Below are 26,348 nucleotides of genomic sequence, written 5' to 3'. Positions count from 1 at the left end.
CCACGGCCTCCACGGCCTCCACGGCCTCCACGGCCTCCACGGCCTCCACGGCCTCTTCGGCTTCGGTGACGTCGGCGTCCGCCGGCGGGACGGTGTCGGTCATGGTGGCCTCAGGCTCCTTCGGGTGCGATGGACAGAAGAGGGCGCAGATCGTCCTCGGTGATGGCATCGGCCGGACGGTGGAGGGTCCAGCGACGGGCGGGGCCGTCCATGGGCAGCACGGCGATGACCGTCCCCAGCGGCGGGCATCCCGGTTCGGCGCAGGCGAGCTGGCGAATCACCACGGCGGTGTCGTCGTCGAGGCCGAGCAGACGCCGTACGGATCCTTTCAACTCGGTGAACTGCGGCGGCAGCCCTGACGGTCGGACGCCAATCGGCATGGGGGTTCTCCTTCGCAACGGGCCCCGCGCACGGGCAAGCCGCGCGGCAGACGCCACCAGGCTAGATGAAAACGAATACCATGTCCATCTGCGGCCATGGCACGCACCGTCACGCTGATCGAAGAGGCCGGCTACACCACCGACATGGAGCTGTGGCGAAGCCCGGAAAAGGAACTAGTCACGGCGGAGGCGAACTGCTCCCGCACGCTTCGGCCGGGCGGCTGCGGGCCGATCGGACCGGAAGGCCCGCGGCACTGCTCGTCAGGCGTCGCATAGCGCGCCGCAGGCGCCACCCGGGCGCGTAACCTGGCCAGACCGAAGTACGCGCACGTGGTCGCGTCGCTGCGTCAGCGCCAGACCGACGCGCCCGCGCAGAGGTGCGACCGTTGCGAGGGCAGGGGTGAGCAGCTCCTGCCCGAGACTGCCGGCGCTTCGCGTGTGAAGTGCCCGGCCTGCAACGGCGAGGGTGTACGTGCGGCTGGGTTCCGGTCGTTCATCATGACCTGACCGCCCGATGCCCTGCTGGTGGAGGCGGGCACCCCGGGCAGCAAGGAGGCCCCGAGCTGGCTGTGCGTCCCGGCTCGGGGCCTCTTCTCGTGCTCGCCCCCGCCCGAAAGGACCCGGCTGAGTGGGCGGCGGCTTTGTTCTGCGCTGTTCCAGCGTGTGGCCCCTGTGCGACCGCCGCAACCGGAGATCATCCAAGCGGACGCACGTCAGGCGACTACGCGGGGCGGATGTGCTCCGCCTGCGGTCCCTTCTGTCCCTGGGTGATGTCGAACGTGACCTTCTGGCCCTCCTGCAGCTCGCGGAAGCCCTCGGCGTCGATGTTCGAGTAGTGCGCAAAGTCGTCCGGGCCGCCGCCGTGCTCGATGAAGCCGAGCCCTTTTCCGCGTTGAACCACTTCACGGTTCCACTGGCCATGCCCGTCTCCTCCAAGGGAGCTCGTACCGGCCCCGCACCGTGCGGGATCCGGGAGGTGATCGCCCTGGCCCGGAGAGACGCTGCACAGCAAGAACGCCCGCGACGCGTCTCACGGGCGAACGGTGCTTCGGAACCACGACTACTGATCACGACGCTACACCGCGCGGGCCCGCCAGCCACAGGGCGCTGGGAGTTGAGGCCAACGAGGCCCCGACCGGACGCCGATCCGGCCGCGGCCCAGTGCCCTCGCCAGCTGCCAATCCCTCTCCGGCTCATCACGGCCTGCATTTGCAGGTAGCCGCGGTCCGCGTACGGAAACGTCGCGAGCTCGCTGCTCGAATCCGGGGCGGCGCTGTAGTACGCCCGCACTTCACGGATCTGCGCGTCGCGTATGACGCACCACTCTGTTCCCCGGTTGATCAGCCGCTTGCTGGTTCCCGGAGGGGTGAAGACGACGCTCCACTCCGACACGACCTCGTTGCTGCGCGCGATCAGGTGATCGTGCGCCCGGACTGGCGCCGCGGCCGCCTGGGGGAAGACCCCCGGCAAGGTTCCCGTGCAGGCCGAGCTCACACAGAAGCCCCTGGTGAACAGGGTGTTGGTAGTCCCGCTTCCGCCATGAAGCTGTTTTGTCAGCACGAGTGCGCTGACGTGTCAGCACGAAAAACCGCCCTGACTCGCGTTTCCGCATGTCAGGGCGGTGTTACTGGCGGTAGCGGTGGGATTTGAACCCACGGAGGAGTTGCCCCCTCACGCGCTTTCGAGGCGCGCTCCTTCGGCCGCTCGGACACGCTACCGGGAGAGAGCTTAGCGGACGTCCGGCGGTGCTCCGAAATCGGCTCCCGGTCCGGACGGTCCGGACGGTCCGGACGGCTTCGACGGGCCCGCCGACTGCGCTGGCCTCGACGGTCCGCGGAAGAAATCCGTGAGCAGGCGGGCGCACTCGTCCGGGAGGACTCCGGCGATGACCTCAGGGCGGTGGTTGAGGCGGCGGTCGCGCACGACGTCCCACAGCGAGCCGACGGCGCCGGCCTTCTCGTCGACGGCTCCGTAGACCACGCGCTCCAGGCGGGAGAGGACGATGGCCCCCGCGCACATCGTGCACGGCTCCAGCGTGACGACGAGCGTGCAGCCAGTCAGGCGCCAGGAGCCGACGGCGCCGGCCGCCTCGCGGATGGCCAGCACCTCGGCGTGGGCGGTCGGGTCGCCGACCGCCTCCCGCTCATTGTGTCCGCGGCCGATCACCGACCCGTCCGGGGCGAGGACGACCGCGCCCACCGGCACGTCGCCGCTGCGCGGCGCGAGCGCGGCCTGCTCCAGGGCGAGCCGTATCGGCGCGACCCACGGGTCCCGCACCGGATCGCCGTCGGGCATCGTCAGCGGACCGCCTCGAGGTCAGCGTCGCAGCCGAGCGCCTCGGCGATCACGCTGAGCGCCTCGCCCGGTTCGCCGTCGCTGCTCAGCGACAGCAGCTGCTTCTCGCTCACGCCGAGATCCGCGAGCAGGTCGGCCTCACCGAGCGGTCCGGCCGGGATCGGTTCTGCGTCCTGCGCGCTGTCGTCGTCCTCCGTTTCCTCGTCCTCCCCGTCCTCGGTGCCGTCGAGGTCGAGGGCGTCGAGGTCGTCGAGGTCGTCGAGGTCACGTCCGACGAGCTCGTCGGTGAGCATGGCCCCGTACGAACTGCGTGACGCGCTCGCCGCGTCCGAGACATAGATCCTCGGATCGTCCTCGCCGTCCACGCGGACGACGCCGAACCACGAGTCCTCTTGCTCGATCCAGGCGAGCACCGTTTCCTCGTCCGTCATGGCCTCGCGAGCGAGCTCGGCCAGGTCGGCGAGGGTTTCCACATCATCGAGCTCCGTATCGCGCGCTTTCCACCCGTCCTCGGTGCGCGCGAGCAGTGCGGCGAAGTACACCGTGACTCTCCCACTGGTCTTAGGTGTGCCGGGACGGACGAGACGTCGACAGAACAGTCCCGCCCACTCCGCATCGTGGCAGAAACCTAAGCTCTGGGAAGGGTCTTCCGCACTGCGTCGTGCCAGGCCGTACACGTTTTTTCGTGTGATGAGCGCTACGCGGGCCGCCGCGGGCCGGGCGGGGCCGGGGCGCGCGTACCTCCGTTAATGTCTGGGGCATGCGGATCCACGTCGTCGACCACCCGCTGGTGGCGCACAAACTCACCACATTGCGCGACCAGCGCACCGACTCGCCCACGTTCCGTCGCCTGGCCGATGAGCTGGTCACTCTGCTCGCCTACGAGGCGACGCGGGACGTGCGCACCGAACAGGTCGACATCACCACGCCGGTCTGCCCGACCACCGGCGTGAGGCTCGCACGCCCGCGGCCGCTCGTCGTACCGATCCTGCGGGCCGGTCTGGGGATGCTCGACGGGATGGTGCGGCTGCTGCCGACCGCCGAGGTCGGGTTCCTCGGCATGGTGCGCAACGAGGACACCCTCCAGGCGTCGACGTATGCCACGCGCATGCCGGACGACCTGTCCGGACGGCAGGTGTACGTGCTCGACCCGATGCTCGCCACCGGCGGCACCCTCGTCGCGGCGATCAACACGCTGATAGGGCGCGGTGCGGACGACGTCACCGCGATATGCCTGCTCGCGGCGCCGGAGGGCGTCGAGCTCATGGAGCGCGAGCTGGCGGGGCGGCCGGTCACCGTGGTCACGGGCGCGGTCGACGAGCGGCTCAACGAGCATGGCTACATCGTCCCGGGGCTCGGCGATGCGGGTGACCGGATGTACGGGACGGTCGGCTGAGCGGAGCGTTCTCCCGTCAGCAGCTCTTGCGCGACGCGGACGGCGCGGGGGACGGGTGGGCCAGCGCGGCCAGGGCGTGGTCGGCGTTGGGCTTGGGGTCCAGGCTCCCGAAGCCGTTGCCGATGATCAGGTCGACGTCGGAGGCGCCGGTGCGGGCCGGATCGGTCCTGCCTTGCGCGGCGGCGAGCTGCGTGGACAGCACCTTCAGCGCGGACTGCGCCTTCGGGCCGCCGAGGAGGACCGCGGTGCCGGTGACCTTGTTCTCGTACTGGGCCGGGGCGTTGCCAATCTTGCCGATGGTGAAGCCGCGCTGCCTTAGCTGGTCGGCCGTGGCCTTGGCGAGGCCGGTGCGCGGCGTGGCGTTGTAGACGTTGACGGTGATGGCGTTCGGTTGGGGCAGTGCGTCCGCGGGGCTGCCGGAGGTGCCGTTGCGGCAGTGCGAGCCCTGGGCGGCGTTGGCATGCGCGAAGCCGAATTGGCCGCCGAACACATCGATGAGCTGTACCGTCCCCCAGCCGATCAGGCCGAGCACAGCGATCACGGAGATGCCGGTCAGCACGACTCGGCGGTGGTTGCGGGGGCGCCGCATGCGTGGGTACTGGTTCCCGGTGATGCGGTACTTCCCGCCCATGCCGGGGGGCGTGAGCATGCTCATATCCGCAGCGTAGTGCGGGATCCGGCGCGGGCCTACTAGATGATCAGCGAATGGCCCTATCGGTCAACCCGAAAGGGTCAATTGTCCGTTGGGGGCGGGCAAGTGAATGGACGCAACGCTCTTCCCGGCGTCTCACTGGGCCCGGTGCCCCGTCGGCGACTTGGCGACTCGGCGACTCGGCGCGCTCGATCGGTCGGAGGCTCAGTCCATCTCCAGTACCCGTGCGTGCAGGACCTGGCGCTGTTGCAGGGCCGCCCGCACCGCACGGTGCAGGCCGTCCTCGAGGTACAGATCACCCTTCCACTTCACGACGTGAGCGAAGAGGTCTCCGTAGAACGTCGAGTCCTCGGCCAGGAGTGTCTCCAGATCGAGCTGTCCCTTGGTGGTGACCAGCTGGTCGAGGCGTACCGGGCGCGGTGCGACGTCCGCCCATTCGCGGGTGCTCGTACGGCCGTGGTCGGGATACGGCCGGCTGCTGCCGATGCGCTTGAAGATCACACGGAAAGCCTACCGGGCAAGGGCGCGCGGGCGCAGCCACGGATTCGGGCGGGAGCGGGGAGCGAGAGGGGAGCGAGCGGGAGCGGGAGCCGTGCAGAAGCCGGGTGGACGCTGCGGAGAATGGGGCGGCGGGGCCGGCGTGAGGGCGGGTTGACCTTGTCCTTGGGGCAAGCCACAGCATCGGTGGCGCCGGGCGCGACGTGCTCGGTGTGAGGAGGGGCGAGCATGGGGCTGCTGACGATCGGGGCGTTCGCTAGGGCCGCCCGGCTGTCGCCGAAGGCGCTGCGTCTCTACGACGAGCTCGGGCTGCTGCCGCCCGCCCGCGTCGATCCCGTCACGGGCTACCGCTTCTACCACCCCGCACAACTCGAACGCGCCCGGCTGGTTGTGTGGCTGCGCCGCATCGGCATGCCGCTGGCGCGTATCCGGGTGGTGTGCGACATCGCACCGGATGCGGCGGCGGCAGAGGTCTCCGCGTTCTGGGCGGGCGTCGAGGCGGACGTCTCCACCAGGCGCGACCTGGCCGCCTTCCTCATCGACCACCTGTCACGGAAGGACGCTGCTGTGCCGTACACGACAAGCCCCGGTCCCCTCGGGATCCGCTACGCCGCGCTCTCGGACACCGGGCTGATCCGCGAGAACAATCAGGACGTGGCGTATGCCGATGCCCGGCTGCTCGCCGTCGCCGACGGCTTCGGAGCCGGCGGCGCCGCCCCCGCGTCCGCGGCCGCAATCGATGCCCTCAAGCACCTCGACGCGGATGCCGACGGGGTTCCCGCGGGCGATCTGCTCAACGTGCTCGACGACGCCGTGCGCCGCGCCAATCGGGCGGTGCAGGAGCTCGGGGAGCCGGAGGCGGGGACGACACTCACCGCGATGCTGTGGTCCGGCTCGCATCTGGCGCTGGTCCACGTCGGCGACTCCCGCGCGTATCTGCTGCGTGACGGCGAGTTGTTCCAGATCACGCACGATCACTCCCTGGTGCAGTCGATGGTCGACGAGGGCCGTATCACGGCCGAGGAGGCGGCCTCGCATCCGCAACGGGCGCTGCTGCTCCAGGCGTTGGACGGCCGCAGCGAGTTCGCTCCCGAGCTGCGGCTGCACGAGGCGCTGCCCGGGGACCGCTATCTGCTGTGTTCCGACGGGCTGTCCGCGGTGGTCGCGACCGGGCAGGTGCATGACGTGCTGGCCACGGTCGCCGAGCCGGAGCAGGCGGTGCGCGACCTGATCGCCTGCGCCCATCGTGCGGGCGGCCCGGACAACGTCTCGTGCGTCGTCGCCGACATCCTCGTGCCGGATGACGAGCGAACGTCCGGGCCGACGGCCGCCGTCCGGTCAGGGTGTTCCGGCTGATCGGGGGATCCTGTCCGGTCAGGGCGTTCCGGCTGATCGGGGCACCCCGTCCGGTCAGGGCGCCCGGTCCCGTCAGGACTGCTTGGCGGCGCGCTTGGCCTGCTGCTTGTAGGCCCTGACCTTGTCCAGCGACGCGGGCCCGGTGATGTCGGCGACCGACCGATGGCAGCCTTCCTCGCCGTACGGGCCCGCCGCCTCGCGCCAGCCGTCCGGCGTGACACCGAGCTGCTTGCCGAGCAGCGCCAGGAAGATCTGCGATTTCTGCTTGCCGTAGCCGGGAAGGTCGTTCAGCCTGCACAGGAGCTCCTTCCCGGTGCCGGCGTCGCGCCACACCGCGGCCGCGTCGCCGTCATAGTGGTCGACCAGGTACTGGCACAGCTGCTGCACCCGCTTGGCCATGGAGCCCGGGTAGCGGTGCACGGCGGGCTTCGCCGCAAGCAGCGCCGCGAAGCTCTCGGGATCGTGGGCCGCGATCTCGTGCGCGTCGAGATCGTCGGTGCCCAGGCGCTGGGCGATGGTGTAGGGGCCGGAGAAGGCCCACTCCATGGGGACCTGCTGGTCGAGGAGCATACCGATCATGGCGGCAAGCGGGCTGCGCCCGAGGAGCTCGTCGGCCTCCGGCTGCTGGGCGAGGCGAAGTGTGGGCATTGGTCTTATGTTCTCCCTTCTGGGTTGTTGTGGATAGTTTGTGCTTGGGCGGTCTGTCCGGGACCGGAGAAGGCGGGAGGGAACGGAGGTGGGAGGGAGGTGTGATCCGTGGCGCAGGACGGTGGTCGACGGCGGTCGGGGGTGGTGACCATCGCGCTCTGCGGTGATGTCATGACCGGCCGCGGTGTCGATCAGATTCTTCCGCATCCCGGCGACCCGAGGCTGGAGGAGGGCTACCTGCGCGACGCGCGCGACTACGTACGGGCGGCAGAACAGGTCAACGGGCCGATCGCACATCCGGTCGCGTTCACCTGGCCCTGGGGGTGCGCGCTGCGCGCGATGGACGATGCGGGATCGGATGTGCGAGTGATCAATCTGGAGACGAGTGTTACGCAAAGCGACATATTCGCTCCGGGGAAGGCCGTTCACTACCGAATGAACCCGAACAATCTCCCCGTCCTGCTCGCCGCGCGGCCCGATGTCTGCATGCTGGCGAACAATCACGTCCTCGACTTCGGCCGCCCCGGCCTCACCGACACCCTCGACGTTCTCTCCGTCGCCGGGCTCGGCCCCGTCGGGGCCGGCCGCGACGCGGCTGAGGCGGCGCAGCCGGTGACGGTGGACGCGGGTGACGGCGGGCGCGTCGTCGTCCTCGGCTGGGCGGCGACGTCGAGCGGCGTTCCGTCGTCCTGGGCGGCGGGCCCGGACCGTCCCGGCGTCAACCTCCTTCCCGACCTCTCCGATGCGACGGCGGACATGATCGCCGAGCAGCTCGCGCGGCTGCGGCGGCGTGGAGACGTCGTGATCGTTTCGGTCCACTGGGGATCGAACTGGGGGTACGGCGTCGCGCGGGAGCAGATACGTTTCGCCCATCGATTGGTCGACGCCGGCGCGGACATCGTGCACGGACACTCCTCGCACCATCCGCGCCCTGTGGAGATCCACAAGGGCAAGCTGATCCTCTACGGCTGCGGCGACTTCATCGACGACTACGAGGGCATCGGCGGCTACGAGGAGTACCGCGACGATCTGCGCCTGCTGTACGTGGCGTCCGTCGAGCCGGAGACGGGCCGCCTCGCCTCGCTGCGGATGACGCCGTTGCAGGCGCGGCGGATGCGGCTGCATCACGCGTCGCATCCGGACACCGAATGGACCCGGGACGTGCTCGACCGGATCAGCCGCCGCTTCGCCACGCGCGTCGATTTGGAGGCCGACGGCACGCTCGTCGCAGCCGCTGCGTGATCCGTCTGGACCGGTCCGACCCATCTGTAATATTTACGGCATATAGGGCTAGGCGTAGAGGACCACATGGTTCCGTGCGGGGGCTTCGAGGGGCGGCCGGTCCGGCAGGAGGCGCCATGACGTACCCCGAGTTCTACGAATTGATCTTCGACGAGGCGGCGACGGACGACGGCGGCGACACCGTGACCGTGCACCGCACCGAGCGGACGGGGGCAGGCGGTCACCCGGTCTACGAGGACGACACCGGCATCGTCAGAGCGGAGATCAGCGACCGCGCCGAGGTCCGGATGCTGCCCAGCGGAGGCCATCAGGCGCCCCGCCCGCCACTCAGGGCGCGCCCGCTCAGTGGAGGGGGCCGAGGTGCGTACCCGCGTTGAGTCATCCTGCGTCCGTTCGATCGGATACGAAGCAGAAACGTTTCTGCTGCAGATCGAGTTCGCAGGAGGCGGGATCTACGAGTACGCAGGGGTGCCCGAGCATATTCATCAAGGGCTGAAGCGTGCGGAGAGTCATGGCCGGTACTTCAACCGAGTCATACGAGATCGTTTTTGACGTACGCAAGATCAGTTGATCGAAACGATCAGGTGGTGACCGAGCGCAAGGCGGCGCTCCGCTGATCGCACGAGCCGTCGCGTGGGCAGTATTGTTCGGAGCAACGAACGCACGTTTTCTGTGTCGAAGCGAAGAACGAGCAGACCGAGCCGACCCTGGAGCGACCATGGCCGATGGTGCGTCCCGCCTGCCGCTCGACCGGATCGCCGCATCGCTGCGACGGGAGCGCACGCGGGCCGGGCTCTCCCTCTCCGAACTCGCCAAGCGGGCGGGGATCGCCAAATCCACGCTCTCGCAGCTCGAATCGGCGACCGGCAATCCGAGCCTGGAGACGCTGTGGGCGCTCAGCGTGACGCTCGACGTCCCGTTCAGTTCACTTGTCGACCAGCCGCGCCCGGCGGTGCAGGTGATCCGCGCCGGGGAGGGACCGGCCGTGCCCTCGGAGCGGGCGAACTACACCGCGGCGCTGCTCTCTTCGAGCCCACCGGGCGCCCGGCGGGACATCTACTTCCTGCGTGTCGAGCCCGGACCCGCCCGCGAATCGGATCCCCACATGCCGGGCACGGTCGAACATGTGATCGTCGGGACGGGCCGGGTGCTCGCCGGGCCCGATGACGAGCCGGTCGAACTCGCCGCAGGCGACTACCTGTCCTATCCGGGCGATGTCCCGCATATCTGTCAGGCGCTCGAACCCGGAACCACCTGCGTCATGATCATGCAGCACGTGTGATGCGCGACTGACGAGGCGGCCGGCGGTGCCGAGCGGATCGAATGACCGAGCGAACCACCGAGCGAATGACCGAGCGAACGACCGAGCGATCGCAGCGGATCGAGCGGAACGAACCGCGCGTCTTCAGCCCGCCAGAATGCTGATGCCGAGGACGAGCAACGCGACCACTTTGGCCGATTCGGCTGCGACGTAGAGCAAATGAGCGCGTGATCGCGGAAGCGTTTCTCCGGCGAGCACTCGTTCAGAGCGTCGGTTGAGACCGGGTCTGATCGCACCCAGCTGAACGGCCAACAACACCACGGCGATCGCCGCGGCCACGGCGCCGGACGTACGAACGTGACCGATCGTGACGCATGCGATCACGACGATGGCCAGGGCGGCCTCCACCCGGTTCAGCGCCCGGAAGACGATGCGGCCGATGCCGAGTCCGAGCGGCACGGTCACGCCCGGGGCACGGAACTTGAGCGGCGCCTCCAGGAAGGAGATCGCCAGCACCATCCCGAGCCAGGTGAAGGTCGCGGCCGCACCAGCGGCCGAAGCGGCGTTCATCGGGCGCCGCCGGCGACGGCTGGCGTGGCGCGGGTGACGGGGGCGGATTGCTCCGACAGCATGGCGGGCTCCTCGCACTCTGATTGGTAAATGATCTCCATATTTATGGGGGCATTATGGCGGCGCATCCACGAGGTGAGCCGGGAGGGCCCCGGCTCAGGCCGGGTAGCGGTTTGCCAGTCCGACCAGCACCGGGCCGGTGGGGTGTGCCACCAGGTCGGAGACGGTGACCGGGTCGAGCGAGGAGTAGAAGGCTTCCTGCGCGGCCCGCAGCGCCCCGCGCAGCCGGCAGGCGGCACGCAGCGGGCAGGGTGGATCGCCTTCGCAGGCGACGACCTCGTCCTCGCCCTCCAACTCCCGTGCCAGCCAACCGACCGAAGCCTGCCTGCCGAGGCCGGTCAGCCCGAGCCCGCCCCCGCGACCGCGCCGCGCTTCCACCACGCCGAGGTGTTGCAGCCGGCTGATCGCCTTGGCCATGTGGGCGTACGGCACATCCACGGCCTCCGCCACTTGGCGCGTGGTCAAGGGCGTGCCCTGCTCGGAGACCGCCAGGCGCATCACCGCACGCAGCGCGAGGTCGGTGAACTTCGTCAACCGCACGCCCCGACGCTAACAAATACGCATGTTAAATTCCTCTTTGAGGTGGCCGATGGTTGTGTGGAGTGCATCACGAACTCCAAGCTCTGATGCCTATGTTGGAAGAGGCCCACGGCCACGGCGAACCCGGCCCTGGCCCTGGACAGTGACAGGCACGCATCGGACGGTGACTACTCATGGCTGACGCGCGCATCGGCCCCCACGACTCGGCCGGCGCACCGCTCCCGCAACTCCTGTGCGACGTCAATGCGCTCGCCGCCGTCGACCCCGTACCGGCGGGAGCGCTGTGGCGGCTCGCCGAGTCCGGCCGGCAACTCGACGCCAACCTCGTCCGCATCCGGCCCGACGAGCGAATCGACACCCACACCGAACCGGACCTGGACGTCCTCCTCCTCGTCATCGCCGGGGACGGCACCCTGGGCACGACGAACGATCCGCAACCACTCACCGTAGGCAGCCTGGCCTGGCTCCCGCACGGCTCCACCCGCAGCCTCACTGCAGGCAAGGACGGCATCTGCTATCTGACGGTCCACCGCCGTCGTCCCGGCATGCGGATTAACGGCATCAGCTGATCGGGGTGCCCGTCCGGTCCTGCGCTGCGGTGCCCTGCGCTGCGGTTGCGTCGGACCGGGTGGCAAGTCGCCCTCCTCGAAGGCGTGGACGTCCACCGGGCCCCGGCTCCAGCACCCGCACGGCACCCTGCGCCGTGAACTCTTCGGCGGCGTGGATCGCGGCCTCGGAGGGCTCATCCCCGTACATGCCGGGATGGGCGAGGTAGGTCTGCTGCCAGTGTTCGCGCTGGACCGACCCGGGTCAGGTCCTCGTCGCCGCCGTACATCCGTGCATCGCGATCTCCTCGTCACGCCCGCCCCAGGGTGGGTAGGTGAGCCTGGGCGAGCCCCGGGCCCGCCCGCTCGGGAGGGTATGTCCTCCAGCGGCGTTGCGGCATGATCGGCGCATGGTTTTCACGCGATCCGATTGGCGCCTGGTCGGTCTGTCCGGTGTCGCAGTGCTCGGCGCGGCAGTCACCTACTACGGCAAAGCCGGGGGCACGATCGCCCCGTTCGTGCTCTCCGCCGTCGCGCTCGCGTTGCTGGCCAGCCTCGTCGGCCGCAGTGTCGAGGCGCTGGGCGACCGGTTGGGAGCGGGGGCGACCGGGGTGGTACAGAGCGCGCTGGGGAACCTGCCGGAGCTGTTCGTCGTCCTGTTCGCGTTGCGGAGTCACCTGTACGAGGTGGCCACCGCCACCATCGTCGGTTCCATCCTTGCCAACGTCCTGTTGGTCCTGGGACTCGCCTTCCTCGTCGGCGGCTTCAAGAACGGCACCCAGTACTTCGAGACGGGTGCCGCGCGCAGGATCTCGTTGCTGCTGGTCCTCGCGGTCGCCGCCCTGGTGGTCCCGGCGCTCACGGCCGAACTGCACACCCCGGCCGCGGGCCACGAGCGGGCCCTGTCGGTCGTGGTCTCCGTACTGCTGCTCGCCCTGTTCGCTGCGTCGTTGCCGGCCTCGGTCAGACGCAGGAACCCCGAGGTGGGCAACGAGGGCAATGAAGGCAACGAAAGTAATGAAGGCAACGAGAGTAATGAAGGCAACGAGAGTAATGAAGGCAACGAGAGCAATGAGGGGAACGACGGCGGAACCACCGGGTCCGTGCCGCCGTGTGCGGACGACGGGCCCGGCCACCGCGAGGCGCCCGGGTGGCCGTTGTGGCTGGCCGCCACCATACTCGCGGTCACTGGAGTCGGGGCGGCGTTCGTCTCCGACTGGTTCGTGGCCGGTCTGACGCCGGCGATGAACGCCCTCGGCATCTCCCAGGCATTCGCGGGACTCGTGATCGTCGCCATCGCCGGCAATGCGGTGGAGAACGTGGTCGGCGTCCAACTCGCCTACCGCAACCAGGCCGACTACGCGCTGTCGGTGATCCTGCAGAGCCCTCTGCAGATCGCACTGATGGTGGCGCCCGCTCTAGTGCTTCTCTCACCGCTCGTGGGCGCGTCGTTCACGCTCGTCCTGCCGCCCTTGCTGATCGTCGCGCTGCTGCTGGCCGTCGCCGTGACCGTCGTCGTGGTCCTCGACGGCGACTCGAACTGGCTCGAAGGCGCAGCCCTGATCGTCCTGTACGGGATCACCGCCACCGCGTTCTGGTGGGGCTAGGACACCGCGCCGGTCGCCGTGCGCAGTACGCGTTACGCAGTACCGTGAAGTGAGCAGATCCTTCGTTCGGCGGCGCCCATCGAGACCCGCAGACGGGCGGGTGCGCCATGACCGAATCCGAGGCCCCGCGGACTCCCGGGCTTCTGCCGGACATCCACGACTCCATCAGGCCCGGCATTGCTGTGCTGCGCCTGGAGACGACGCAATCCCGCGAGGGCGTTCTCGACGGAGCGTGGTGGCCGCGCTCGCGAAACATCGGTGCCGAGCTTCCCGCCCTCGTCAGGTCGCTGACGGAGCACCTGGGCCCGGTCACGCGGGTCGGGCTGGACGCCGGCGCATGGGAAGCGCTTCCGACCCGCCTGGTGATCGATGACCGGGTCGTCCACATCGACTCGTTCCCGGTCAGGGACGACACCGTTCTGATCACCCGCGGAGATGAGGACCACTTCTCCCTGCTGGTAGTGCCTCCGCATGCGACGGTCGAGGCCGCGCGAGCAGCGATGTCTCAGGCCGTCCGTGCCGACAATGTGCTGCAGGCGGGACAGATCCTCGTCGACACCGGTGCGGAACGGGACCTCGGGGACGGTGGCGCCCACGACGCCCGATAAGTGCGCCTTTTCGTTCGGCTGGCGTGCCGTGTCCCGCGTTTCCCACGTTTCCCGGGCTTCCGGGCTTCCGGGGCTTCCGGGGCTTCCGGGGCTTTCCGAGCCTTTTCGGCTGCCCGTTTCGCTATTCGCCGTCGGGCCGCTCCTCATCGGGAACGGACGGGAACGGAGCAGGGCCCGCACCTCGTCGAGGTGCGGGCCCGAGGGGCGTCGTAGGGCGTCAGGCCGGGAGGATGTTCTCCGCCTGCGGGCCCTTCTGGCCCTGCGTGACGTCGAAGGTCACGCGCTGGCCTTCCTGGAGCTCACGGTAGCCCTGGGTGGCGATGTTCGAGTAGTGCGCGAAGACGTCGGGGCCGCCGCCGTCCTGCTGGATGAACCCGAATCCCTTTTCCGCGTTGAACCACTTAACGATTCCGGTAGCCATGTTTTCTCCTTACATGGGGCAATGATGTGCATCCGCACTGTGCGAATGCACGGTCGCCGAAATGACCCCATCCGGAGACACCGGAAAACGAAAAATGCGCCCGAAGTCACATACCCTCAGGCGCACACAGCATTTCATGGGTACCAAAACTGCAACTGAAGCCAAGGTAGCACAGGTTTCCCTGCCGCGTCGGATTTCTGCAAAATCTCTCGAATCTCACGCCTCCGGGTGACCGGCGCGGCCCGGCACGACCGGGTCAGGACACCGTCCGGCTGCGGCGTTCGACGAGCACCACGTCGCGCCAGGTGCCGTGGTGGCGGCCGATGCGCTCCCGTGTTCCGACGACGCGGAAGCCGGCCTTCTCGTGAACGGCGAGGCTGGAGGTGTTCTCGGGGAAGATCCCCGACTGGATCGTCCAGATGCCGGCCTCTTCGGTGGAGACGATGAGCGCGTCGAGCAGGGCGCGCGCCAGGCCCTTCCCACGGGCGTCGGGGTGGACGTAGACGGAGTGCTCGACGACGCCGGCGTATGCACCCCGGTCCGAGACGCGGGAGGCGGCGACCCACCCGAGGACCCGGCCGTCGGCGGGGTCGAGAGCCACGAACCGGTGTCCGGGCAGCTTGGACGCGTCGAATGCCGTCCAGGTGGGGGCATCGGTCTCGAATGTGGCGTTGCCCTCGTCGATTCCGGCCTGGTAGATCGTGAGGACCTGGTCGGCGTGATCAGCCGTCATGGGAGCGATCCGGAAGCCCGACTCGGCGCGGCCTGAGTCCATGGCGTTCCGGGTGTTCCGGGCGTTCGCGGCGTCCATGGCGTGCTGCAATGCAGGGACGCCGAGCTCGGTGATCAGGGCGCGTATGCGGGTCTCGATCTCATCGCGGATCGGGCGGACCGCCTCGACGCCCTGGCCTGCCGGGTCGTCGAGTTGCCAGTCGAGGTAGCGCTTGCCGGGGAAGACCGGGCAGGCGTCGCCGCAGCCCAGGGTGATGACGACGTCGGAGGCCTGTACGGATTCGACGCTCAGCACCTTGGGGGTCTCGGCGGAGATGTCGATACCGACCTCCTTCATCGCCTCCACGACGGCCGGGTTGACCGCGTCGGCGGGGGCGGATCCGGCGGAGCGGACCTGGACGCTGTCACCGGAGAGGTGGGAGAGGAAGGCGGCGGCCATCTGCGATCGCCCGTCGTTGTGGACGCAGACGAACAGAACGGAGGGGGCGGGAGTACTCACAGGGACAGTTTCCTTGATCTCGAGGACCTCCAGGACCTCCAGGACCTCCAGGACCTCCAGGACCTCGAAGAGGGCGGGCGCGGGGTTGGCCGGTTCACCGGGCTCGGGGCGGCAGCGAGCACGCTCTCGTCGTGCTCGTCGCGGGGGATGACGACGTCGCTCCCGGTGGGGGGCGTCCGAAGAGACCGGCGACCAGGGCCAGGCCGACGACCGTACTGACAACCTGCGCGGCGATGAAGGGGCCGACGGAGGCGGGGAAGATGCCCGCAAAGGTGTCGGTGAAGGTGTCGGTGAAGGCCCGGCGACAACGCCGGCAGCACCTCACCACACCTGCGATCTGGGCCGAGCAGAACGTTGTCCGGGGTTGCGGCGGGGATGCGGCGGGAGTCGCCGCTCGCGGCGCTCGCCGCGGGATCTCTTCGGGGCCTCCCGAAAGGATCCGCCCGTGTGCGGGACGGCCGAACGGGTTGTTCGCCAGGGGGGCGTCCCTGCCTGTTCCGGCCCGTCGGCGCCTTGTCCGCGCAGGGTACGGGGGTGTCTCCCGGGGGCCGGGTGGCGGTTCGCGATGATCTTGCTATTCGGCGTCTCGCTGAGCGGTATGGGACATTTCACCTTAACTTCTGTGACTGTACGAAGTTGATCTGTTGCAGATCGCATCGCACCTCACTCAATGGAGCAGAAATGCGCAAGCTTCACAAGGCTGTCCTGGTGGCCGCCGTGCTCGGCGGCGTCGGCTTCGTCGGCGCCGGCACCGCTTCCGCCGACGGCCAGCCGGTTTACGGTCAACCGGTCTACGCTCAGCCGGTCTATGGCCAGCCGGTCTACTCCCAGCCGGCTTACGGGCAGCCGGTCTATGGCCAGCCGGTCTACTCCCAGCCGGCTTACGGCCAGCGGGGCTACGAGGTCCGGGGTTACGACCTCCGGGGCACCTACGAGCTCCGGGGCTCCTACGAACTCCGCGGCTATGAGGTCAAGGGGTACGACGGCGGGGGTTACGTCCACCGCGGCGATGACCAACGGTGCCACTGCCACCGGCGTCACGAGCACCGCGTCTACGTCCACCGGGAAAATGAGCACCGGCGCCACTGCCACCGGCGTCACGAGCGCCGCGACCAAGACCACCGCGTCTACGATCACCGCGTCTACGATCACCGGGGTTACGACCACCGGGGCAACGGCAGGCACGAGGGTCGTACGGACATCGACGTCACGCAGGGCACCCAGTGCAGGTCGCACGACCTGAATGCCGACGTCCTCGGTCAGGTCGGGGTCGCGAACGGCCTGCTCGGCAACGCGGGCAACGGCGAGGGCAACGCTGGTGGGCAGGACACCAAGCTTGGCTCGACCGCGGGCTGCAACAACAGCTTCGGTACAAGGTAAGGCCACCCGCAGCCCAGTAGGTACCTGAGACGGCCCCCGACGCCGAGCCACAGGCCCGGCGCCGGGGACCGCCCCGGACAGAATCGTGCGGACGGAGCCCGGCCAGTGGCTTACTCAGGACCATCGTCTTGCCTGGTCCGGCGTATGTGCGCGCCCGTTCAACGGCGTTCGCTGAGGCGTGCCCACACTGCCTGCCCGCATGGTCCAGGCCGCGGCCGAAGGTTGGTGACTGAGCGTTCGCGCGGTCATGGTGTGCGAGTGACCGCGGTTGACCGGTTGGGTCCAGCGCGACGATCGCACGTACTGCATGTTGATTGCGCCCGCCCGTCGTGGCGTGACAGCGTGAGCGATCAGATACGTGAGACACGGGCTACCTACGACGTCATCGCGTCCGATGACGCAGGGCGGTGAGCCGGTCCGGCCGACTGGATGACTGCCGAGATCGATCACCTGTCCGCAGTGCTTCCACGCGGGGCCCGTGTCGCGGACATCGGCTGCGCTCCCGGGCACCACACGCGGCTACTGCGGGAACGCGGCTTCCGTGCCAGCGGTTTCGATCTTTCCTGAGGAATGGTCTCCTCGCGAGATGTTCCCGGCCTCGCGCAGGCCGACGTGCGTGCACTGCCCATAGCAGCGCGTTCGCTGGACGCCATATGGTGTGCCGCCGCTCTGCTCCACGTCCCAAGGCCCGATGTCCCTGTCGTGCTCAGGGAGTTCGCCCGAGTGTTGCGCCCAGGCGGTGAGTTGATCACCAGTCTCGCCGAGGGCGACGGCGAGATCCGGGAACCCGTCTCCTACGAATCGAGTCGCCGACGCTGGGACGTCTTGCACCGGATCGAACCGTTTACAACCCGGCTGTGCGATGCAGGTTTTGACGTCGCGGGCTTTTCTCGCCGGTCCGCTCACCGCGAATGGCTGCACATTCGCGTCTGCTGGCGCTGAGATGACGACTCGTCGGCTCGTCAGGTGATCAGTTGCTGTGCATCGCTTGTGCAGCCACAACTGATCATGCGTCGGCGGTGACCTGCGACCGCTCGGTCCGCACCCTGAAGCCCAGCCGGGAGGGTTGCCGGCGGCAAGCCGCTCATCTCGCTGCTGTGCTCACCTGCCGCCCGGCAGACCACATTCAACACTCGATCGGGTGCACACGCCGGACTGAACGAGTGATCAAAGTATTAGATTCACAGCCTGCCTCCGTCGATCTCGTTGGGTCCTGTGCGGTGATTGATCTTGTGTGGTCCGAGCGGACCACACAGGGCCCCACGAGGAGGAATGGTGATCAAGAAGGTCGTCGCCGCCGTGGCTGTCACCGGCGGCCTGCTGCTCGCAAGCGCGGGCGTGGCTTTCGCCGACGCTGGTGCTGACGGAACCGCCGTCGGCTCCCCAGGCTTTCTGTCCGGCAATCTGATCCAGATCCCGGTTGATATCCCGATCGATGTCTGTGGCAACACCGTCAATGTGATCGGTGCGCTCAACCCCGTCTTCGGCAACAGCTGTAGGAATGTCGAGGTCCCCGGGCCGCCGCCGGTGACGCCTCCCCCGCCGGTGACGCCTCCCCCTCCGGTGACGCCTCCCCCGCCGCCGCCCCCGCACTGCCACCACCACCATCACCACCGGTGCCGGTGCCACCGTCACCACCATCATCACAGGCGCCATCACCACCACCATCATCACAGGCGCCATCACCACCGCCGTCACCACCATCACCACCGCCGTCACCACCATCACCACTGGTTCAACCACCGCCATCACATCCGGCCGGTGTTCCACCACGAGCACCCTCACTACCGCGGGCCGGAGCTGGCCTCCACCGGCGCCAACGCCCTCGGGCTGGGCGCGGCCAGTGCGGGGATGATGCTCGGTGGCGTTCTCCTCTACCGCCGGGGCCACCGAGCGGCCCGCGACTGACGGCATAGGTGCTGAACACGCAGGAGCTGACAAGTCGTCCGAGCGGTCGGCCGAGCCGCCTTGATCGCGGTTAGGGGCCCGGCGGCCCGGCCCTGGGCGGCAAGTGCGACACGGTCGGCGGGAACCCGCCGCAGGCTGCGACCACGCCGAATGAAACGGAAGATAACGAAGGCCCCGACCATGATCCGGTCGGGGCCTTCGTATGCCCTGGTGGGCGGGTGCGAAGGATACGAGATTCGAACTCGTGGGTGTTGCCCCCAACACGCTTTCCACCTGTTCGTGCGGACTGTCCGGGCGGGGACGCGGGCCCCCTGACCCACGGTGGGGCGAGTCGCTCGACGGGCTGCGTAGAGGGCCGGACGGGGGTGAAGGCAACCAAGACTGCAACCCGGGAGCTGCACCCTCCTGAACGTGAACTGACGCACCATCAGAATTACGGGAAGAGGCCGGGCAACGGAAGCATGGGGCGAGGGCCGACCGGGCGAAGTCGATCACGACTTCCCGTATCTTGCCGAGTCCGTCTGTGGCCATCAGGCAGGTGACTGCCTTGCCCCCATGTGCGGAGTCCGCTGCGCTGTACCGGAACACCGGTGGAGTAAGTGGGGGAGCGCCCGGTCTTTCCCGGGGTTAGAACGGGACCAGATGCCGGTGCGCTGGAGGGACGGGCTTGGGATGCGGATCGTCGTGGACCTCACGCGCTGTCAGGGCTATGCGCAATGCGTGTTTCTGGCGCCAGAGGTGTTCGAGCTGCACGGGGAGGAGGGGCTGCTGTACAACCCGGCCGTCCCCGACGACCAGCTCGAACGCGTGCGCCAGGCGGCGGCGGCGTGCCCCGTGCAGGCCATCCTCGTAGGGAATGAGGTGAGTGTCGGTGGCCGGTGACCTGTGGGAGGGGCGGATCGTCATCGTCGGCGCGTCGCTGGCCGGGTTGCGCGCAGCCGAGACGCTGCGCGAGGAGGGCTTCACCGGCTCACTGACCGTGGTCGGGGATGAGCCCTATCCGCCCTACGACAGGCCGCCGCTGTCCAAGCAGGTGCTGCTCGGCCAGGCGGCGGCGGACGCCACCGGGCTGCCGATGCGCCGGGACCCGGACGCACAGTGGCGGCTCGGGGTGCGCGCCACCGGGCTGGACCCGCCCGGGAAGCGGGTGCTGCTGGCCGACGGTGAGTCACTGCCTTACGACCGGGTGCTGATCGCCACCGGGACCCGAGCGAGGCCCTGGCCCAACGAGCGGGAGGCTGCCCTGGACGGGGTTTTCACCTTGCGTACCCGCGATGACGCCGCCGGCCTGGCCGAGCGTCTCGCCGCCGGGCCGCGCCGGGTGCTGGTGATCGGCGGGGGATTCACCGGCTCGGAGATCGCCTCCGCCTGCCGGGAGCGGGGCATCGAGGTCACGGTCGCTGAACGTGGTCCCGCACCGTTGGTGGGCGCGCTCGGCGGGACGCTGTCGAAGCTTGCGGTCGGCCTGCATCGGGCCCACGGCGTAGACCTGCGCTGCGGGGTGACCGTCACCGCGCTGCGCGGGAATGGCCAGTTCACCGGTGCGGACCTGTCCGACGGCAGCCGCGTCGACGCGGACGTGTGTGTCGTCGCCATGGGGGCGGTGCGGAATACGGAGTGGCTCGTGGACTGCGGACTGGCCGCGGGCCCGCGCGGGGTCGCCTGCGACGCAGGGTGCCGCGCGTTCAACATGTACGGGATCGTCACCGACGACGTCTTCGTGGCCGGCGACGTGGCCCGCTTCCCGCACCCGCTGTTCGGGTACCAGATGCTCTCCCTGGAGCACTGGGGCAACGCGGTCGCACAGGCCCAAGTGGCCGCCCACAACATGGTCAACCCCGGGCCGCGGCGGCGGCCGCACCTTGCGGTCCCGACCTTCTGGTCGAGCCAGTTCGGGCTCAACATCAAGTCTGTCGGCGTCCCAGTCTTCTCCGACCAGGTGGTCATCGCGCAGGGCTCGCTCGACGAGCGCCGTCTGGCGATGGTCTACGGCTACCAGGGGCGCGTGACCGCCGCAGTCACCGTCGACATGGCCAAGTCGCTGGAGTACTACCAGAGTCTGATCGAGACCGCTGCCCCCTTCCCGCCCGGGCCCGGCGCGGCCGACGGTCGCCCGCTGCTGACCGAATTCACGCTCCCCTCCGACGTGCCAGACCCGAAGGAGCTTTCCCACGGTCCCACCGTCGCTCTCACCGGCTACCTGCCGGACCGCCGGCTGACCGTGGTGCGGCCCACCGGTTGACCCCTGTCGTCCCTCCCCGTCCACGAGGAGCCCCACATGGCCGTCGACACACTGCTGGAGCGGATCACCGACTACGCCAACCGCCCCGACCCCTACCCGCTGTACGCGGAACTCCGCGAGGCGGGCGTGGCCCGGCAGAGGGACGGCCGCTACCTGGTCGGCACGTACCACGACATCGCTGCCCTGCTCCACGACCCGCGGATCAGCGCGGATCCCCGCAGCCGCGGCCAGTCCGAGGAGCAGCGGCAGCCGCCGTTCCTCCGGCTCGACGACCCCGAGCACCACCGGCTGCGGACTTTGGCCATGCGGCCGTTCGGCCCACCGCACAGCCCCGACCGGATCGACGGGATGCGCGGCGAGATCGCCCGGATCGCCGAAGAGCTGATCGAGGCCCTGCAGGATCGCGAGCAGGTCGACGTCGTCGATGACTTCGCCTACCCGCTGCCCGTCACGGTCATCTGCCGACTGCTCGGTGTCCCGCGCGAGGACGAGCCGCTCTTCCGGGAATGGTCCGACGCGATCGTCTCTTCCGCCGACGTCAGGCCGCAGGAGGAGGAGTCCACCGAACGCGAAACGGCGGGCGAGCAGGCGCGGGCGCAGATGGGCCGATATCTGCTGGACCTCGCCGAGCAGCGCCGCGGCCACCCGGCTGACGACATGCTTTCCGCCTTCGTCAACGAACCGGATCCGGCCATGCGGCTCACCCGCGAGGAACTGGCGCAAACCGCCGTACTGCTGCTCATCGCCGGACACGAGACCACGGTCAACCTCATCACCAACGGGGTGCTCACCCTGCTGCGTCACCCCGACCAACTGGACCGGTTGCGCCGCGAACCCGGCCTGCTGCCGAATGCGGTGGAGGAACTGCTGCGCTACGAGCCTCCGGTCCACATGCGCGAGCGCATCCCCCTCGCCGACGTCGACGTCGCGGGCACCACGATCCCCAAGGGCACACCCCTGGTACTCGCGCTGGCCTCAGGCAACCGGGACCCCAGGCGATTCCATGACCCCGAGCAGTTCGACCCCACCCGCCCCGACAACCAGCACCTCGGCTTCGGCAGCGGCATCCACCTCTGCTATGGCGCACCGCTCGCCCGAATCGAGGCCCAGATCGCCCTGGGAGCGCTGATCCCCCGCATCGGCACCGCACAACTCCTCCAAGACCCTCCCCCTTACCGGCGCAACGCCATGCTGCGCGGGCCCCGTCACCTCTCCATCGAGCTGTGAACGGCCGAAGGATTCTCCTTCACGGAGTCCTTGCAGAACAAGCGGGAGCCCCAACTCGTCCGCCAAAGCGCGGGCCGGCGGCTTCCTGCCCGGACCCGGCCACCGGCTGACCAGCACGACGAGGGAGTGTCTGTCGTTCGGGCAGCTTCATCGACCTGCTGCACCCAGGAGCGGTAGCGGCGCAGCGCTCGCCGCTGCACGAGCTGGTCGGATACCAGCGCGACCGCGGGGCGGGTGCCGTACGTGGGGTCGAGACCGTGGGCCATTCTGCGCATCTGATGGTGGACCAGCGCCATACCGGCCGCCGAGGCGAGGGTTCTGTCCGACCAGGTCACCGGCCGCAGCTGCCCGTCTGCCTCCCGTCCCTCCCGCCAGCGGTTCGGAAGATCCGGCGTGACCGCGAGGGCAGTGCCCATGCCGACCACCTCGACACCGCTGGCGAGAACCTCGTCGGCAGTTGCCCGCCGGGTGATGCCGCCGGTCAGCATCAACGGCACCGGGCTGGTCTCGGCCAATTCCTGCGCCAAGTCCAGGAAGTAGGCCTCACGCGCCTGGGTGCTCGCCTCGGCCGGGCGGCCCGACATCGCCGGGCTCTCGTAACTGCCTCCGGACAGCTCCACCAGGTCCACGCCGAGCGGCTCGAGCATCTCGATCACGCGCCGCGCGTCGTTGGCGTCGAACCCGCCGCGCTGGAAGTCGGCGGAGTTCAGCTTCACCGCGACCGCAAACGACGGCGACGTCGTGGAGCGAACCGCCCGCACGACGTCCAGCAGCATCCGGGCCCGGTTCTCCAACGACCCGCCCCACTCGTCGGTTCGCTTGTTGACCAGCGGGGACAGGAACTGCGACAGCAGGTAGCCGTGCGCGGCGTGGACCTCCACGCCGTCGAACCCCGCACGCTCGGCGCGTTCGGCCGTCACCGCGAACCGCGCGACCGTGGCCTGGATCTGCTCCGGGGTCATGGCGACCGGTCGGCCGAACCGTTTGCTGTGTTTGCCCAACTCGACACCCAGCGCCGAAGGTCCCCAGACGACCCCGGGCATGTCGGCCCGCACCTGGCGGCCAGGATGGTTGATCTGCATCCACATCGCCGCGCCTCCGCCCTTTCCTGCCTGCGCCCACGCCGCGAATGGCTCCAGCGGCGAGGCGTCGTCGAGCACTACGCCACCGGGACCGGTCAGCGCGTGGGCGTGGACCATGACGTTGCCCGTGATCAGCAGTCCGGCGCCACCCGTGCCCCAGCGCCGGTAGAGCGACAGCAGCCGCTGGTCGGGCAGTTGCCGGTCACCGGCCATGCCTTCCTCCATCGCCGCCTTGGCGATCCGGTTGCCCAGAGTGAGCCCGGACCGCAGCCGTAGCGGCGACAACAGTTCATCCGGCATCGAGGTCCCCTTTCGATCGGCTAACATGTGTGCATCGCTTACATTAGTGAGAGATGTAAGCACCGTCAACATTGGTGGAGAGTGATCAATGCCGAGGTCGGGTGACTCGTACCATCACGGCGATCTGCGCGCCGCGTGCCTGCGCGCCGCCAGGCAGTTGCTGGAGGAGAACGGCAGCGCCGGGCTGTCGCTGCGGGCGGTGGCGCGGCGCGCGGGCGTGTCTCCCACGGCCCCTTATCGCCACTACGCCGATCGCGACGCTCTCGTCTCCGCAGTGGCCGCGGAGGGCTACCGTGAACTCGCCGGGTATCTGGCCGCCGCGCATCACTCGCCCTCGACGCCCGACGACCTTGCCGCGGCCGCCGTCGCCTACGTCCGGTTCGCGCTGGATCACCCGGCGCTGTTCCGGGTGATGTTCGTGGAACCCTGCGACCCGACCAGCGACGACCGGGTCGCCGCGACCGCCGCCATCTCCGAGTACGTCGGCACCATCGTCCGGCACGCCTTTCCCGGCGCCGACCCGGACGCGCTGTCGACCGCGGTCTGGGCGCTGGTGCACGGTCTGGCGTTCCTGCACCTCGACGGCAAGCTCGACGCCTCCACACCCGACACGGTCGCCGACCGGGTGCGCGCCGCCGTCCACGCGCTGCTGTCGGCCTCCCCGGCGCCATCGTCGTCCGGCGGACCACCGAACCGGGCAGGGGCGTAGGCGGGCCCGGCGGTGTCGCACGCGGATGTGCGGGTGAGCTGCGATGATCGCCCCGTCGACCCCTGGACAGGCGGGTGCCCCGGCAGGGCCGCAGGGGCTGTGACAGTCCCCGCGCTCAGAAGCAGGTCAACCAGCTCATCGAACGGCCCAACTGCAACCAAAACTCCAACCACGCAACACGAAGGCCCCGATCGGCAACCGGTCGGGCCTTCATGTGCCCAGTTCAGACGATGCGGAGGATACGAGATTCGAACTCGCGAGGGGTTGCCCCCAACACGCTGTCCAAGTCTGTTTGTTGACGTCGGGCGGGTGTTCGCCCCTGTTCAACGGCGTTCGCTGAGGGATGCTGGTCCTGCCTGCCGCACGGCCCTGTACGGGGTTGAACGGTAGTGAATGAGACGGAAAACTGAGACGGGACTCGTAGGCCCTCGCGAGTACTTTGCGCATCGACGCCGGTCGGCTTCCCCCAGAGCTCGCCTTCCCACTGGCTAGTCTGGTCCAGCAGATGCCGCCATGTGATTCCACGGCCGTGTTCGTCCGCAAACTGCGGCAGGTTAACGGATGTGCGGACGGGCTCGTCCAGGCTTAGCAGCCCGTCGTCGAAGGCGATGCCCGCCACCAGGGACAGCACGCTCTTAGTTGCGCTGAAAGCCATCTCCTCACGCATCGGATTGCCTCATGAAGAGACGACGTGGCCGCTCCGGACGACGACGCCGCTGGAGTCGCGGCCGTTCAGCAGTGGCCCGACCACCGCCCGGTGAGAGGTGTCGGATACTTGCGCTGCGAGGTAGGTGTCCATGTCTTCGATGCCTGGCACCGGCCTTGCCGCCTGCTCGTGAATGGCCCGCTGCAGCGCCACAGGGTCCACCCCCACCCAAGGATCCAATACTGCGCTCTCGTCCAAGCGCACCCCGCCCAGTGGCATCTGCTTATCCTCCGTGCTCTGCGAGTCGACGCGAAGAGCGCGATCTTACGGTGGGACGGTTTCGAGCGCCTGGTAACTGGCACGTTGGCGGAGCCCAAGTGGCCAGCCACTCGGCGACGAGCACGTACGTCCCCAGTTTGGAAGGGTGCTATGCGGATGGCTCTGAACTGGCAACTCGCTGACCTGCGGCGGAGCGGTCGACTCCCCGTGAGTCCCCGGGTGTTCCCGCCGGAACGGGCACGCGAGGGGCACGGACGGAGGCGTATAGAGACCACTGGAGGGGGTGCGTCAGCAGGTCAGCGCACTGGAGAAGAACCAGGAGAACGAGCGGAGCTGGGCGGCCCACGAGGGCTCCGCTGACGGAACAGTTTTCAAGAGAACGCCCGCCTGGGAGCCGACAGGCCGTTTGGCCTGCGGAAACCGAAGTCCCGGCCGGGATGCTGCTCACGCTCGTCCACGGATCGTGCCACGCCTACGGCTGCCGCGCCCAACTTCAAGCCCTGGCTGCGCGTCGCCTCCACTCCTCGGGCGCAGGAGCCCCTGGTCACGCTCGTCGACGGCAGCAACCGGACGGCTTAGTTATCCGGTTGACTGCCGGCGGCCAACCGCCGAAAGTTGTGCTTTGCCACCACCCACCTGGGAGAACGAGTGTCGACAGTCACCCCTGCCATGTTCACCTGCCCGATCGGGGACGATGCCGCCCTGATACCGCGCACGGTCGCGATCACGGAGGCTCACCAGGCCCTGCTGGAGGCCAATTACAAGCGCCTCGCGCTCTGGGACCCGGGGTTCGATGCCAACAACCCGCGCACGCTCAACGAAACCCGCGCAGCCCTGGAAAAACAGGGCCAAGCATGGCTTGAGGGAACGCAGCTGCCGCTCGATATCGCCGTGTCTGCGGGCGCGGACTGGCGGCTGGTCGGCGCCGTCAGCTTGAGAATCGACGTGGCCATGCGGACGGGCGAGATCGGCTACTGGATTGATGCGGCCTTCGAAGGACGGGGATTGGTCACCCGAGCCGTCACGGCCGTGCTGGACCAGGCATTCGGTCCCATTGGCCTGCAACGCGTTGAACTGCGTACCGGCACCGACAACGAGCGCAGCCGGAGCGTAGCCCGCCGCCTGGGGTTCTCCGAGGAGGGCTTGTTGCGCGAAGCAGTGGCCTTCCCCGACGAACGCCGCGATGACGACGTGGTCTACGGCCTTCTGGCCCGTGAATGGCGCAATACGCACGAGTAGCAGCCCTTAACCGCGTCCGTTCAAGA

31 protein-coding genes, 1 tRNA gene and 3 pseudogenes are annotated in these 26,348 nt (G+C 68.9%); 19 read left to right on the top strand and 16 right to left on the bottom strand.

Annotation, left to right across the window (positions count from 1 at the left end; genetic code table 11):
- Positions 1–110 precede the first annotated feature (110 nt).
- A complete protein-coding gene (locus NGB36_RS28940; RefSeq protein ID WP_255923523.1) occupies positions 111–380 on the bottom strand; it encodes a hypothetical protein in 270 nt (89 codons plus the stop codon).
- A gap of 96 nt (positions 381–476) precedes the next feature.
- On the opposite strand from NGB36_RS28940, the gene NGB36_RS28935 reads away from it, so the two are divergent.
- Positions 477–656, top strand: a complete 180-nt coding sequence (locus tag NGB36_RS28935; protein ID WP_255923522.1) for a hypothetical protein — start codon at positions 477–479, stop codon at positions 654–656.
- Positions 657–1,101: 445 nt separating this feature from the next.
- On the opposite strand, the pseudogene NGB36_RS28930 reads toward NGB36_RS28935, so the two are convergent.
- The 4 genes and pseudogenes from NGB36_RS28930 to NGB36_RS28915 form a co-directional block, all read right to left on the bottom strand.
- A pseudogene (locus NGB36_RS28930) lies at positions 1,102–1,301 on the bottom strand (cold-shock protein).
- A 707-nt stretch (positions 1,302–2,008) separates the two neighbouring features.
- Positions 2,009–2,098 (bottom strand) — tRNA-Ser (locus NGB36_RS28925).
- A 10-nt stretch (positions 2,099–2,108) separates the two neighbouring features.
- Entirely contained in the window at positions 2,109–2,675 is a 567-nt protein-coding gene (tadA, locus tag NGB36_RS28920; RefSeq protein ID WP_255923521.1) for a tRNA adenosine(34) deaminase TadA, read from the bottom strand.
- Between the two features lie 2 nt (positions 2,676–2,677).
- Complete coding sequence (locus NGB36_RS28915; protein ID WP_255923520.1) at positions 2,678–3,217, bottom strand: tRNA adenosine deaminase-associated protein; 540 nt, start codon at positions 3,215–3,217, stop codon at positions 2,678–2,680.
- 218 nt (positions 3,218–3,435) lie between these two features.
- Between NGB36_RS28915 and upp the strand changes: the two genes are divergently transcribed.
- On the top strand, positions 3,436–4,071 hold the full coding sequence (upp, locus tag NGB36_RS28910; protein ID WP_255923519.1) for a uracil phosphoribosyltransferase: 636 nt from the start codon (positions 3,436–3,438) through the stop codon (positions 4,069–4,071).
- A 16-nt stretch (positions 4,072–4,087) separates the two neighbouring features.
- Here upp and NGB36_RS28905 read toward each other — a convergent pair whose 3' ends face one another.
- The gene (locus tag NGB36_RS28905; protein WP_255923518.1) at positions 4,088–4,726 is read right to left on the bottom strand and encodes a LytR C-terminal domain-containing protein; all 639 of its coding nucleotides are present in this window, start codon (positions 4,724–4,726) and stop codon (positions 4,088–4,090) included.
- 201 nt (positions 4,727–4,927) lie between these two features.
- Positions 4,928–5,224 (bottom strand): type II toxin-antitoxin system VapB family antitoxin, encoded by a 297-nt coding sequence (locus tag NGB36_RS28900; RefSeq protein ID WP_255923517.1) that lies wholly within the window; start codon positions 5,222–5,224, stop codon positions 4,928–4,930.
- Between the two features lie 225 nt (positions 5,225–5,449).
- Here NGB36_RS28900 and NGB36_RS28895 point away from each other — a divergent pair, with 225 nt between their 5' ends.
- Positions 5,450–6,577: a MerR family transcriptional regulator gene (locus NGB36_RS28895; protein WP_255923516.1), complete on the top strand. Its 1,128-nt coding sequence runs from the start codon at positions 5,450–5,452 to the stop codon at positions 6,575–6,577.
- A gap of 72 nt (positions 6,578–6,649) precedes the next feature.
- Here the strand turns inward: NGB36_RS28895 and NGB36_RS28890 are convergent, their stop codons facing one another.
- Complete coding sequence (locus tag NGB36_RS28890) at positions 6,650–7,225, bottom strand: HhH-GPD-type base excision DNA repair protein (protein ID WP_255923515.1); 576 nt, start codon at positions 7,223–7,225, stop codon at positions 6,650–6,652.
- 108 nt (positions 7,226–7,333) lie between these two features.
- Here NGB36_RS28890 and NGB36_RS28885 point away from each other — a divergent pair, with 108 nt between their 5' ends.
- The 4 genes from NGB36_RS28885 (at position 7,334) to NGB36_RS28875 (ending at position 9,749) form a co-directional block, all read left to right on the top strand.
- Entirely contained in the window at positions 7,334–8,467 is a 1,134-nt protein-coding gene (locus NGB36_RS28885; RefSeq protein ID WP_255923514.1) for a CapA family protein, read from the top strand.
- Between the two features lie 116 nt (positions 8,468–8,583).
- Entirely contained in the window at positions 8,584–8,844 is a 261-nt protein-coding gene (locus tag NGB36_RS28880; protein ID WP_255923513.1) for a DUF6296 family protein, read from the top strand.
- Positions 8,813–9,019, top strand: a complete 207-nt coding sequence (locus NGB36_RS33945) for a KTSC domain-containing protein (RefSeq protein ID WP_372509556.1) — start codon at positions 8,813–8,815, stop codon at positions 9,017–9,019. Before NGB36_RS28880 ends, NGB36_RS33945 begins: the two co-directional genes overlap by 32 nt.
- Before the next feature lie 166 nt (positions 9,020–9,185).
- On the top strand, positions 9,186–9,749 hold the full coding sequence (locus NGB36_RS28875) for a helix-turn-helix domain-containing protein (RefSeq protein WP_255923512.1): 564 nt from the start codon (positions 9,186–9,188) through the stop codon (positions 9,747–9,749).
- A gap of 123 nt (positions 9,750–9,872) precedes the next feature.
- Here the strand turns inward: NGB36_RS28875 and NGB36_RS28870 are convergent, their stop codons facing one another.
- Together NGB36_RS28870 and NGB36_RS28865 are read right to left on the bottom strand one after the other, a co-directional pair.
- Entirely contained in the window at positions 9,873–10,298 is a 426-nt protein-coding gene (locus NGB36_RS28870; RefSeq protein ID WP_255923511.1) for a hypothetical protein, read from the bottom strand.
- Between the two features lie 156 nt (positions 10,299–10,454).
- Positions 10,455–10,898, bottom strand: a complete 444-nt coding sequence (locus tag NGB36_RS28865) for an RrF2 family transcriptional regulator (protein ID WP_255923510.1) — start codon at positions 10,896–10,898, stop codon at positions 10,455–10,457.
- A gap of 173 nt (positions 10,899–11,071) precedes the next feature.
- Between NGB36_RS28865 and NGB36_RS28860 the strand changes: the two genes are divergently transcribed.
- The 3 genes from NGB36_RS28860 (at position 11,072) to NGB36_RS28850 (ending at position 13,658) form a co-directional block, all read left to right on the top strand.
- Positions 11,072–11,467 (top strand): hypothetical protein, encoded by a 396-nt coding sequence (locus NGB36_RS28860; RefSeq protein WP_255923509.1) that lies wholly within the window; start codon positions 11,072–11,074, stop codon positions 11,465–11,467.
- 386 nt (positions 11,468–11,853) lie between these two features.
- Complete coding sequence (cax, locus tag NGB36_RS28855) at positions 11,854–13,050, top strand: calcium/proton exchanger (protein WP_255923508.1); 1,197 nt, start codon at positions 11,854–11,856, stop codon at positions 13,048–13,050.
- Positions 13,051–13,157: 107 nt separating this feature from the next.
- Entirely contained in the window at positions 13,158–13,658 is a 501-nt protein-coding gene (locus tag NGB36_RS28850) for a DUF5994 family protein (protein WP_255923507.1), read from the top strand.
- Between the two features lie 217 nt (positions 13,659–13,875).
- On the opposite strand, the gene NGB36_RS28845 is transcribed toward NGB36_RS28850, so the two are convergent.
- The 3 genes and pseudogenes from NGB36_RS28845 to NGB36_RS28835 all read right to left on the bottom strand — a co-directional run.
- Positions 13,876–14,079, bottom strand: a complete 204-nt coding sequence (locus NGB36_RS28845) for a cold-shock protein (protein WP_255923506.1) — start codon at positions 14,077–14,079, stop codon at positions 13,876–13,878.
- Positions 14,080–14,335: 256 nt separating this feature from the next.
- On the bottom strand, positions 14,336–14,854 hold the full coding sequence (locus NGB36_RS28840; protein ID WP_255923530.1) for a GNAT family N-acetyltransferase: 519 nt from the start codon (positions 14,852–14,854) through the stop codon (positions 14,336–14,338).
- A 60-nt stretch (positions 14,855–14,914) separates the two neighbouring features.
- Positions 14,915–15,310 (bottom strand): annotated as a pseudogene (locus NGB36_RS28835) (arsenate reductase ArsC); the annotation flags it as partial.
- Positions 15,311–15,991: 681 nt separating this feature from the next.
- Between NGB36_RS28835 and NGB36_RS28830 the strand changes: the two are divergent.
- The 7 genes and pseudogenes from NGB36_RS28830 (at position 15,992) to NGB36_RS28810 (ending at position 22,067) form a co-directional block, all read left to right on the top strand.
- Positions 15,992–16,690: a hypothetical protein gene (locus NGB36_RS28830; protein WP_255923531.1), complete on the top strand. Its 699-nt coding sequence runs from the start codon at positions 15,992–15,994 to the stop codon at positions 16,688–16,690.
- A 429-nt stretch (positions 16,691–17,119) separates the two neighbouring features.
- Entirely contained in the window at positions 17,120–17,257 is a 138-nt protein-coding gene (locus tag NGB36_RS33940) for a methyltransferase domain-containing protein (protein ID WP_372509555.1), read from the top strand.
- A 3-nt stretch (positions 17,258–17,260) separates the two neighbouring features.
- A complete protein-coding gene (locus tag NGB36_RS33935; RefSeq protein WP_372509554.1) occupies positions 17,261–17,632 on the top strand; it encodes a class I SAM-dependent methyltransferase in 372 nt (123 codons plus the stop codon).
- A 333-nt stretch (positions 17,633–17,965) separates the two neighbouring features.
- A pseudogene (locus NGB36_RS28825) lies at positions 17,966–18,193 on the top strand (chaplin); the annotation flags it as partial.
- Positions 18,194–19,270: 1,077 nt separating this feature from the next.
- Positions 19,271–19,480 carry a ferredoxin gene (locus NGB36_RS28820; protein WP_255923505.1) on the top strand — a complete coding sequence of 70 codons (210 nt, stop codon included), beginning with the start codon at positions 19,271–19,273 and terminating at the stop codon, positions 19,478–19,480.
- Entirely contained in the window at positions 19,470–20,840 is a 1,371-nt protein-coding gene (locus NGB36_RS28815; RefSeq protein ID WP_255923504.1) for an NAD(P)/FAD-dependent oxidoreductase, read from the top strand. The genes NGB36_RS28820 and NGB36_RS28815 overlap by 11 nt, the downstream gene beginning before the upstream one ends.
- A 36-nt stretch (positions 20,841–20,876) precedes the next feature.
- Positions 20,877–22,067, top strand: coding sequence for a cytochrome P450 (locus NGB36_RS28810; protein WP_255923503.1), 1,191 nt, complete (start codon positions 20,877–20,879; stop codon positions 22,065–22,067).
- On the opposite strand, the gene NGB36_RS28805 is transcribed toward NGB36_RS28810, so the two are convergent.
- Entirely contained in the window at positions 22,046–23,449 is a 1,404-nt protein-coding gene (locus NGB36_RS28805; protein WP_255923502.1) for an NADH:flavin oxidoreductase/NADH oxidase family protein, read from the bottom strand. The two genes, NGB36_RS28810 and NGB36_RS28805, sit on opposite strands and share 22 nt — an antisense overlap.
- Before the next feature lie 88 nt (positions 23,450–23,537).
- On the opposite strand from NGB36_RS28805, the gene NGB36_RS28800 reads away from it, so the two are divergent.
- Positions 23,538–24,158, top strand: a complete 621-nt coding sequence (locus tag NGB36_RS28800; protein WP_255923501.1) for a TetR/AcrR family transcriptional regulator — start codon at positions 23,538–23,540, stop codon at positions 24,156–24,158.
- A gap of 223 nt (positions 24,159–24,381) precedes the next feature.
- On the opposite strand, the gene NGB36_RS28795 is transcribed toward NGB36_RS28800, so the two are convergent.
- Together NGB36_RS28795 and NGB36_RS28790 are read right to left on the bottom strand one after the other, a co-directional pair.
- Positions 24,382–24,813, bottom strand: coding sequence for a serine hydrolase (locus NGB36_RS28795; RefSeq protein ID WP_255923529.1), 432 nt, complete (start codon positions 24,811–24,813; stop codon positions 24,382–24,384).
- Positions 24,814–24,834: 21 nt separating this feature from the next.
- A complete protein-coding gene (locus NGB36_RS28790; RefSeq protein WP_255923500.1) occupies positions 24,835–25,017 on the bottom strand; it encodes a hypothetical protein in 183 nt (60 codons plus the stop codon).
- 714 nt (positions 25,018–25,731) lie between these two features.
- On the opposite strand from NGB36_RS28790, the gene NGB36_RS28785 reads away from it, so the two are divergent.
- On the top strand, positions 25,732–26,322 hold the full coding sequence (locus tag NGB36_RS28785) for a GNAT family N-acetyltransferase (protein ID WP_255923499.1): 591 nt from the start codon (positions 25,732–25,734) through the stop codon (positions 26,320–26,322).
- Positions 26,323–26,348: the final 26 nt, after the last annotated feature.

Source organism: Streptomyces humicola, assembly GCF_024436035.1.
Lineage (GTDB): Bacteria > Actinomycetota > Actinomycetes > Streptomycetales > Streptomycetaceae > Streptantibioticus_B > Streptantibioticus_B humicola.
The sequence above is the reverse complement of the archived record's forward strand: the minus strand, read 5'-3'. Positions and strand labels throughout refer to the sequence as shown.

Bases quoted from the DNA above. Each gene is read 5' to 3' on its own strand.
- NGB36_RS28905 (WP_255923518.1), bottom strand. From the start codon at position 4,726: ATGAGCATGCTCACGCCCCCCGGCATGGGCGGGAAGTACCGCATCACC.
- NGB36_RS28870 (WP_255923511.1), bottom strand. From the start codon at position 10,298: ATGAACGCCGCTTCGGCCGCTGGTGCGGCCGCGACCTTCACCTGGCTC.
- NGB36_RS28800 (WP_255923501.1), top strand. From the start codon at position 23,538: ATGCCGAGGTCGGGTGACTCGTACCATCACGGCGATCTGCGCGCCGCG.
- upp (WP_255923519.1), top strand. From the start codon at position 3,436: ATGCGGATCCACGTCGTCGACCACCCGCTGGTGGCGCACAAACTCACC.
- NGB36_RS28845 (WP_255923506.1), bottom strand. From the start codon at position 14,079: ATGGCTACCGGAATCGTTAAGTGGTTCAACGCGGAAAAGGGATTCGGG.
- NGB36_RS28895 (WP_255923516.1), top strand. From the start codon at position 5,450: ATGGGGCTGCTGACGATCGGGGCGTTCGCTAGGGCCGCCCGGCTGTCG.
- NGB36_RS28890 (WP_255923515.1), bottom strand. From the start codon at position 7,225: ATGCCCACACTTCGCCTCGCCCAGCAGCCGGAGGCCGACGAGCTCCTC.
- NGB36_RS28840 (WP_255923530.1), bottom strand. From the start codon at position 14,854: ATGGACTCAGGCCGCGCCGAGTCGGGCTTCCGGATCGCTCCCATGACG.
- NGB36_RS33940 (WP_372509555.1), top strand. From the start codon at position 17,120: ATGACTGCCGAGATCGATCACCTGTCCGCAGTGCTTCCACGCGGGGCC.
- NGB36_RS28830 (WP_255923531.1), top strand. From the start codon at position 15,992: ATGCGCAAGCTTCACAAGGCTGTCCTGGTGGCCGCCGTGCTCGGCGGC.
- NGB36_RS28880 (WP_255923513.1), top strand. From the start codon at position 8,584: ATGACGTACCCCGAGTTCTACGAATTGATCTTCGACGAGGCGGCGACG.
- NGB36_RS33935 (WP_372509554.1), top strand. From the start codon at position 17,261: ATGGTCTCCTCGCGAGATGTTCCCGGCCTCGCGCAGGCCGACGTGCGT.
- NGB36_RS28810 (WP_255923503.1), top strand. From the start codon at position 20,877: ATGGCCGTCGACACACTGCTGGAGCGGATCACCGACTACGCCAACCGC.
- NGB36_RS28795 (WP_255923529.1), bottom strand. From the start codon at position 24,813: ATGGCTTTCAGCGCAACTAAGAGCGTGCTGTCCCTGGTGGCGGGCATC.
- cax (WP_255923508.1), top strand. From the start codon at position 11,854: ATGGTTTTCACGCGATCCGATTGGCGCCTGGTCGGTCTGTCCGGTGTC.
- NGB36_RS28805 (WP_255923502.1), bottom strand. From the start codon at position 23,449: ATGCCGGATGAACTGTTGTCGCCGCTACGGCTGCGGTCCGGGCTCACT.
- NGB36_RS28820 (WP_255923505.1), top strand. From the start codon at position 19,271: ATGCGGATCGTCGTGGACCTCACGCGCTGTCAGGGCTATGCGCAATGC.
- NGB36_RS28940 (WP_255923523.1), bottom strand. From the start codon at position 380: ATGCCGATTGGCGTCCGACCGTCAGGGCTGCCGCCGCAGTTCACCGAG.
- NGB36_RS28850 (WP_255923507.1), top strand. From the start codon at position 13,158: ATGACCGAATCCGAGGCCCCGCGGACTCCCGGGCTTCTGCCGGACATC.
- NGB36_RS28860 (WP_255923509.1), top strand. From the start codon at position 11,072: ATGGCTGACGCGCGCATCGGCCCCCACGACTCGGCCGGCGCACCGCTC.
- NGB36_RS28935 (WP_255923522.1), top strand. From the start codon at position 477: ATGGCACGCACCGTCACGCTGATCGAAGAGGCCGGCTACACCACCGAC.
- tadA (WP_255923521.1), bottom strand. From the start codon at position 2,675: ATGCCCGACGGCGATCCGGTGCGGGACCCGTGGGTCGCGCCGATACGG.
- NGB36_RS28875 (WP_255923512.1), top strand. From the start codon at position 9,186: ATGGCCGATGGTGCGTCCCGCCTGCCGCTCGACCGGATCGCCGCATCG.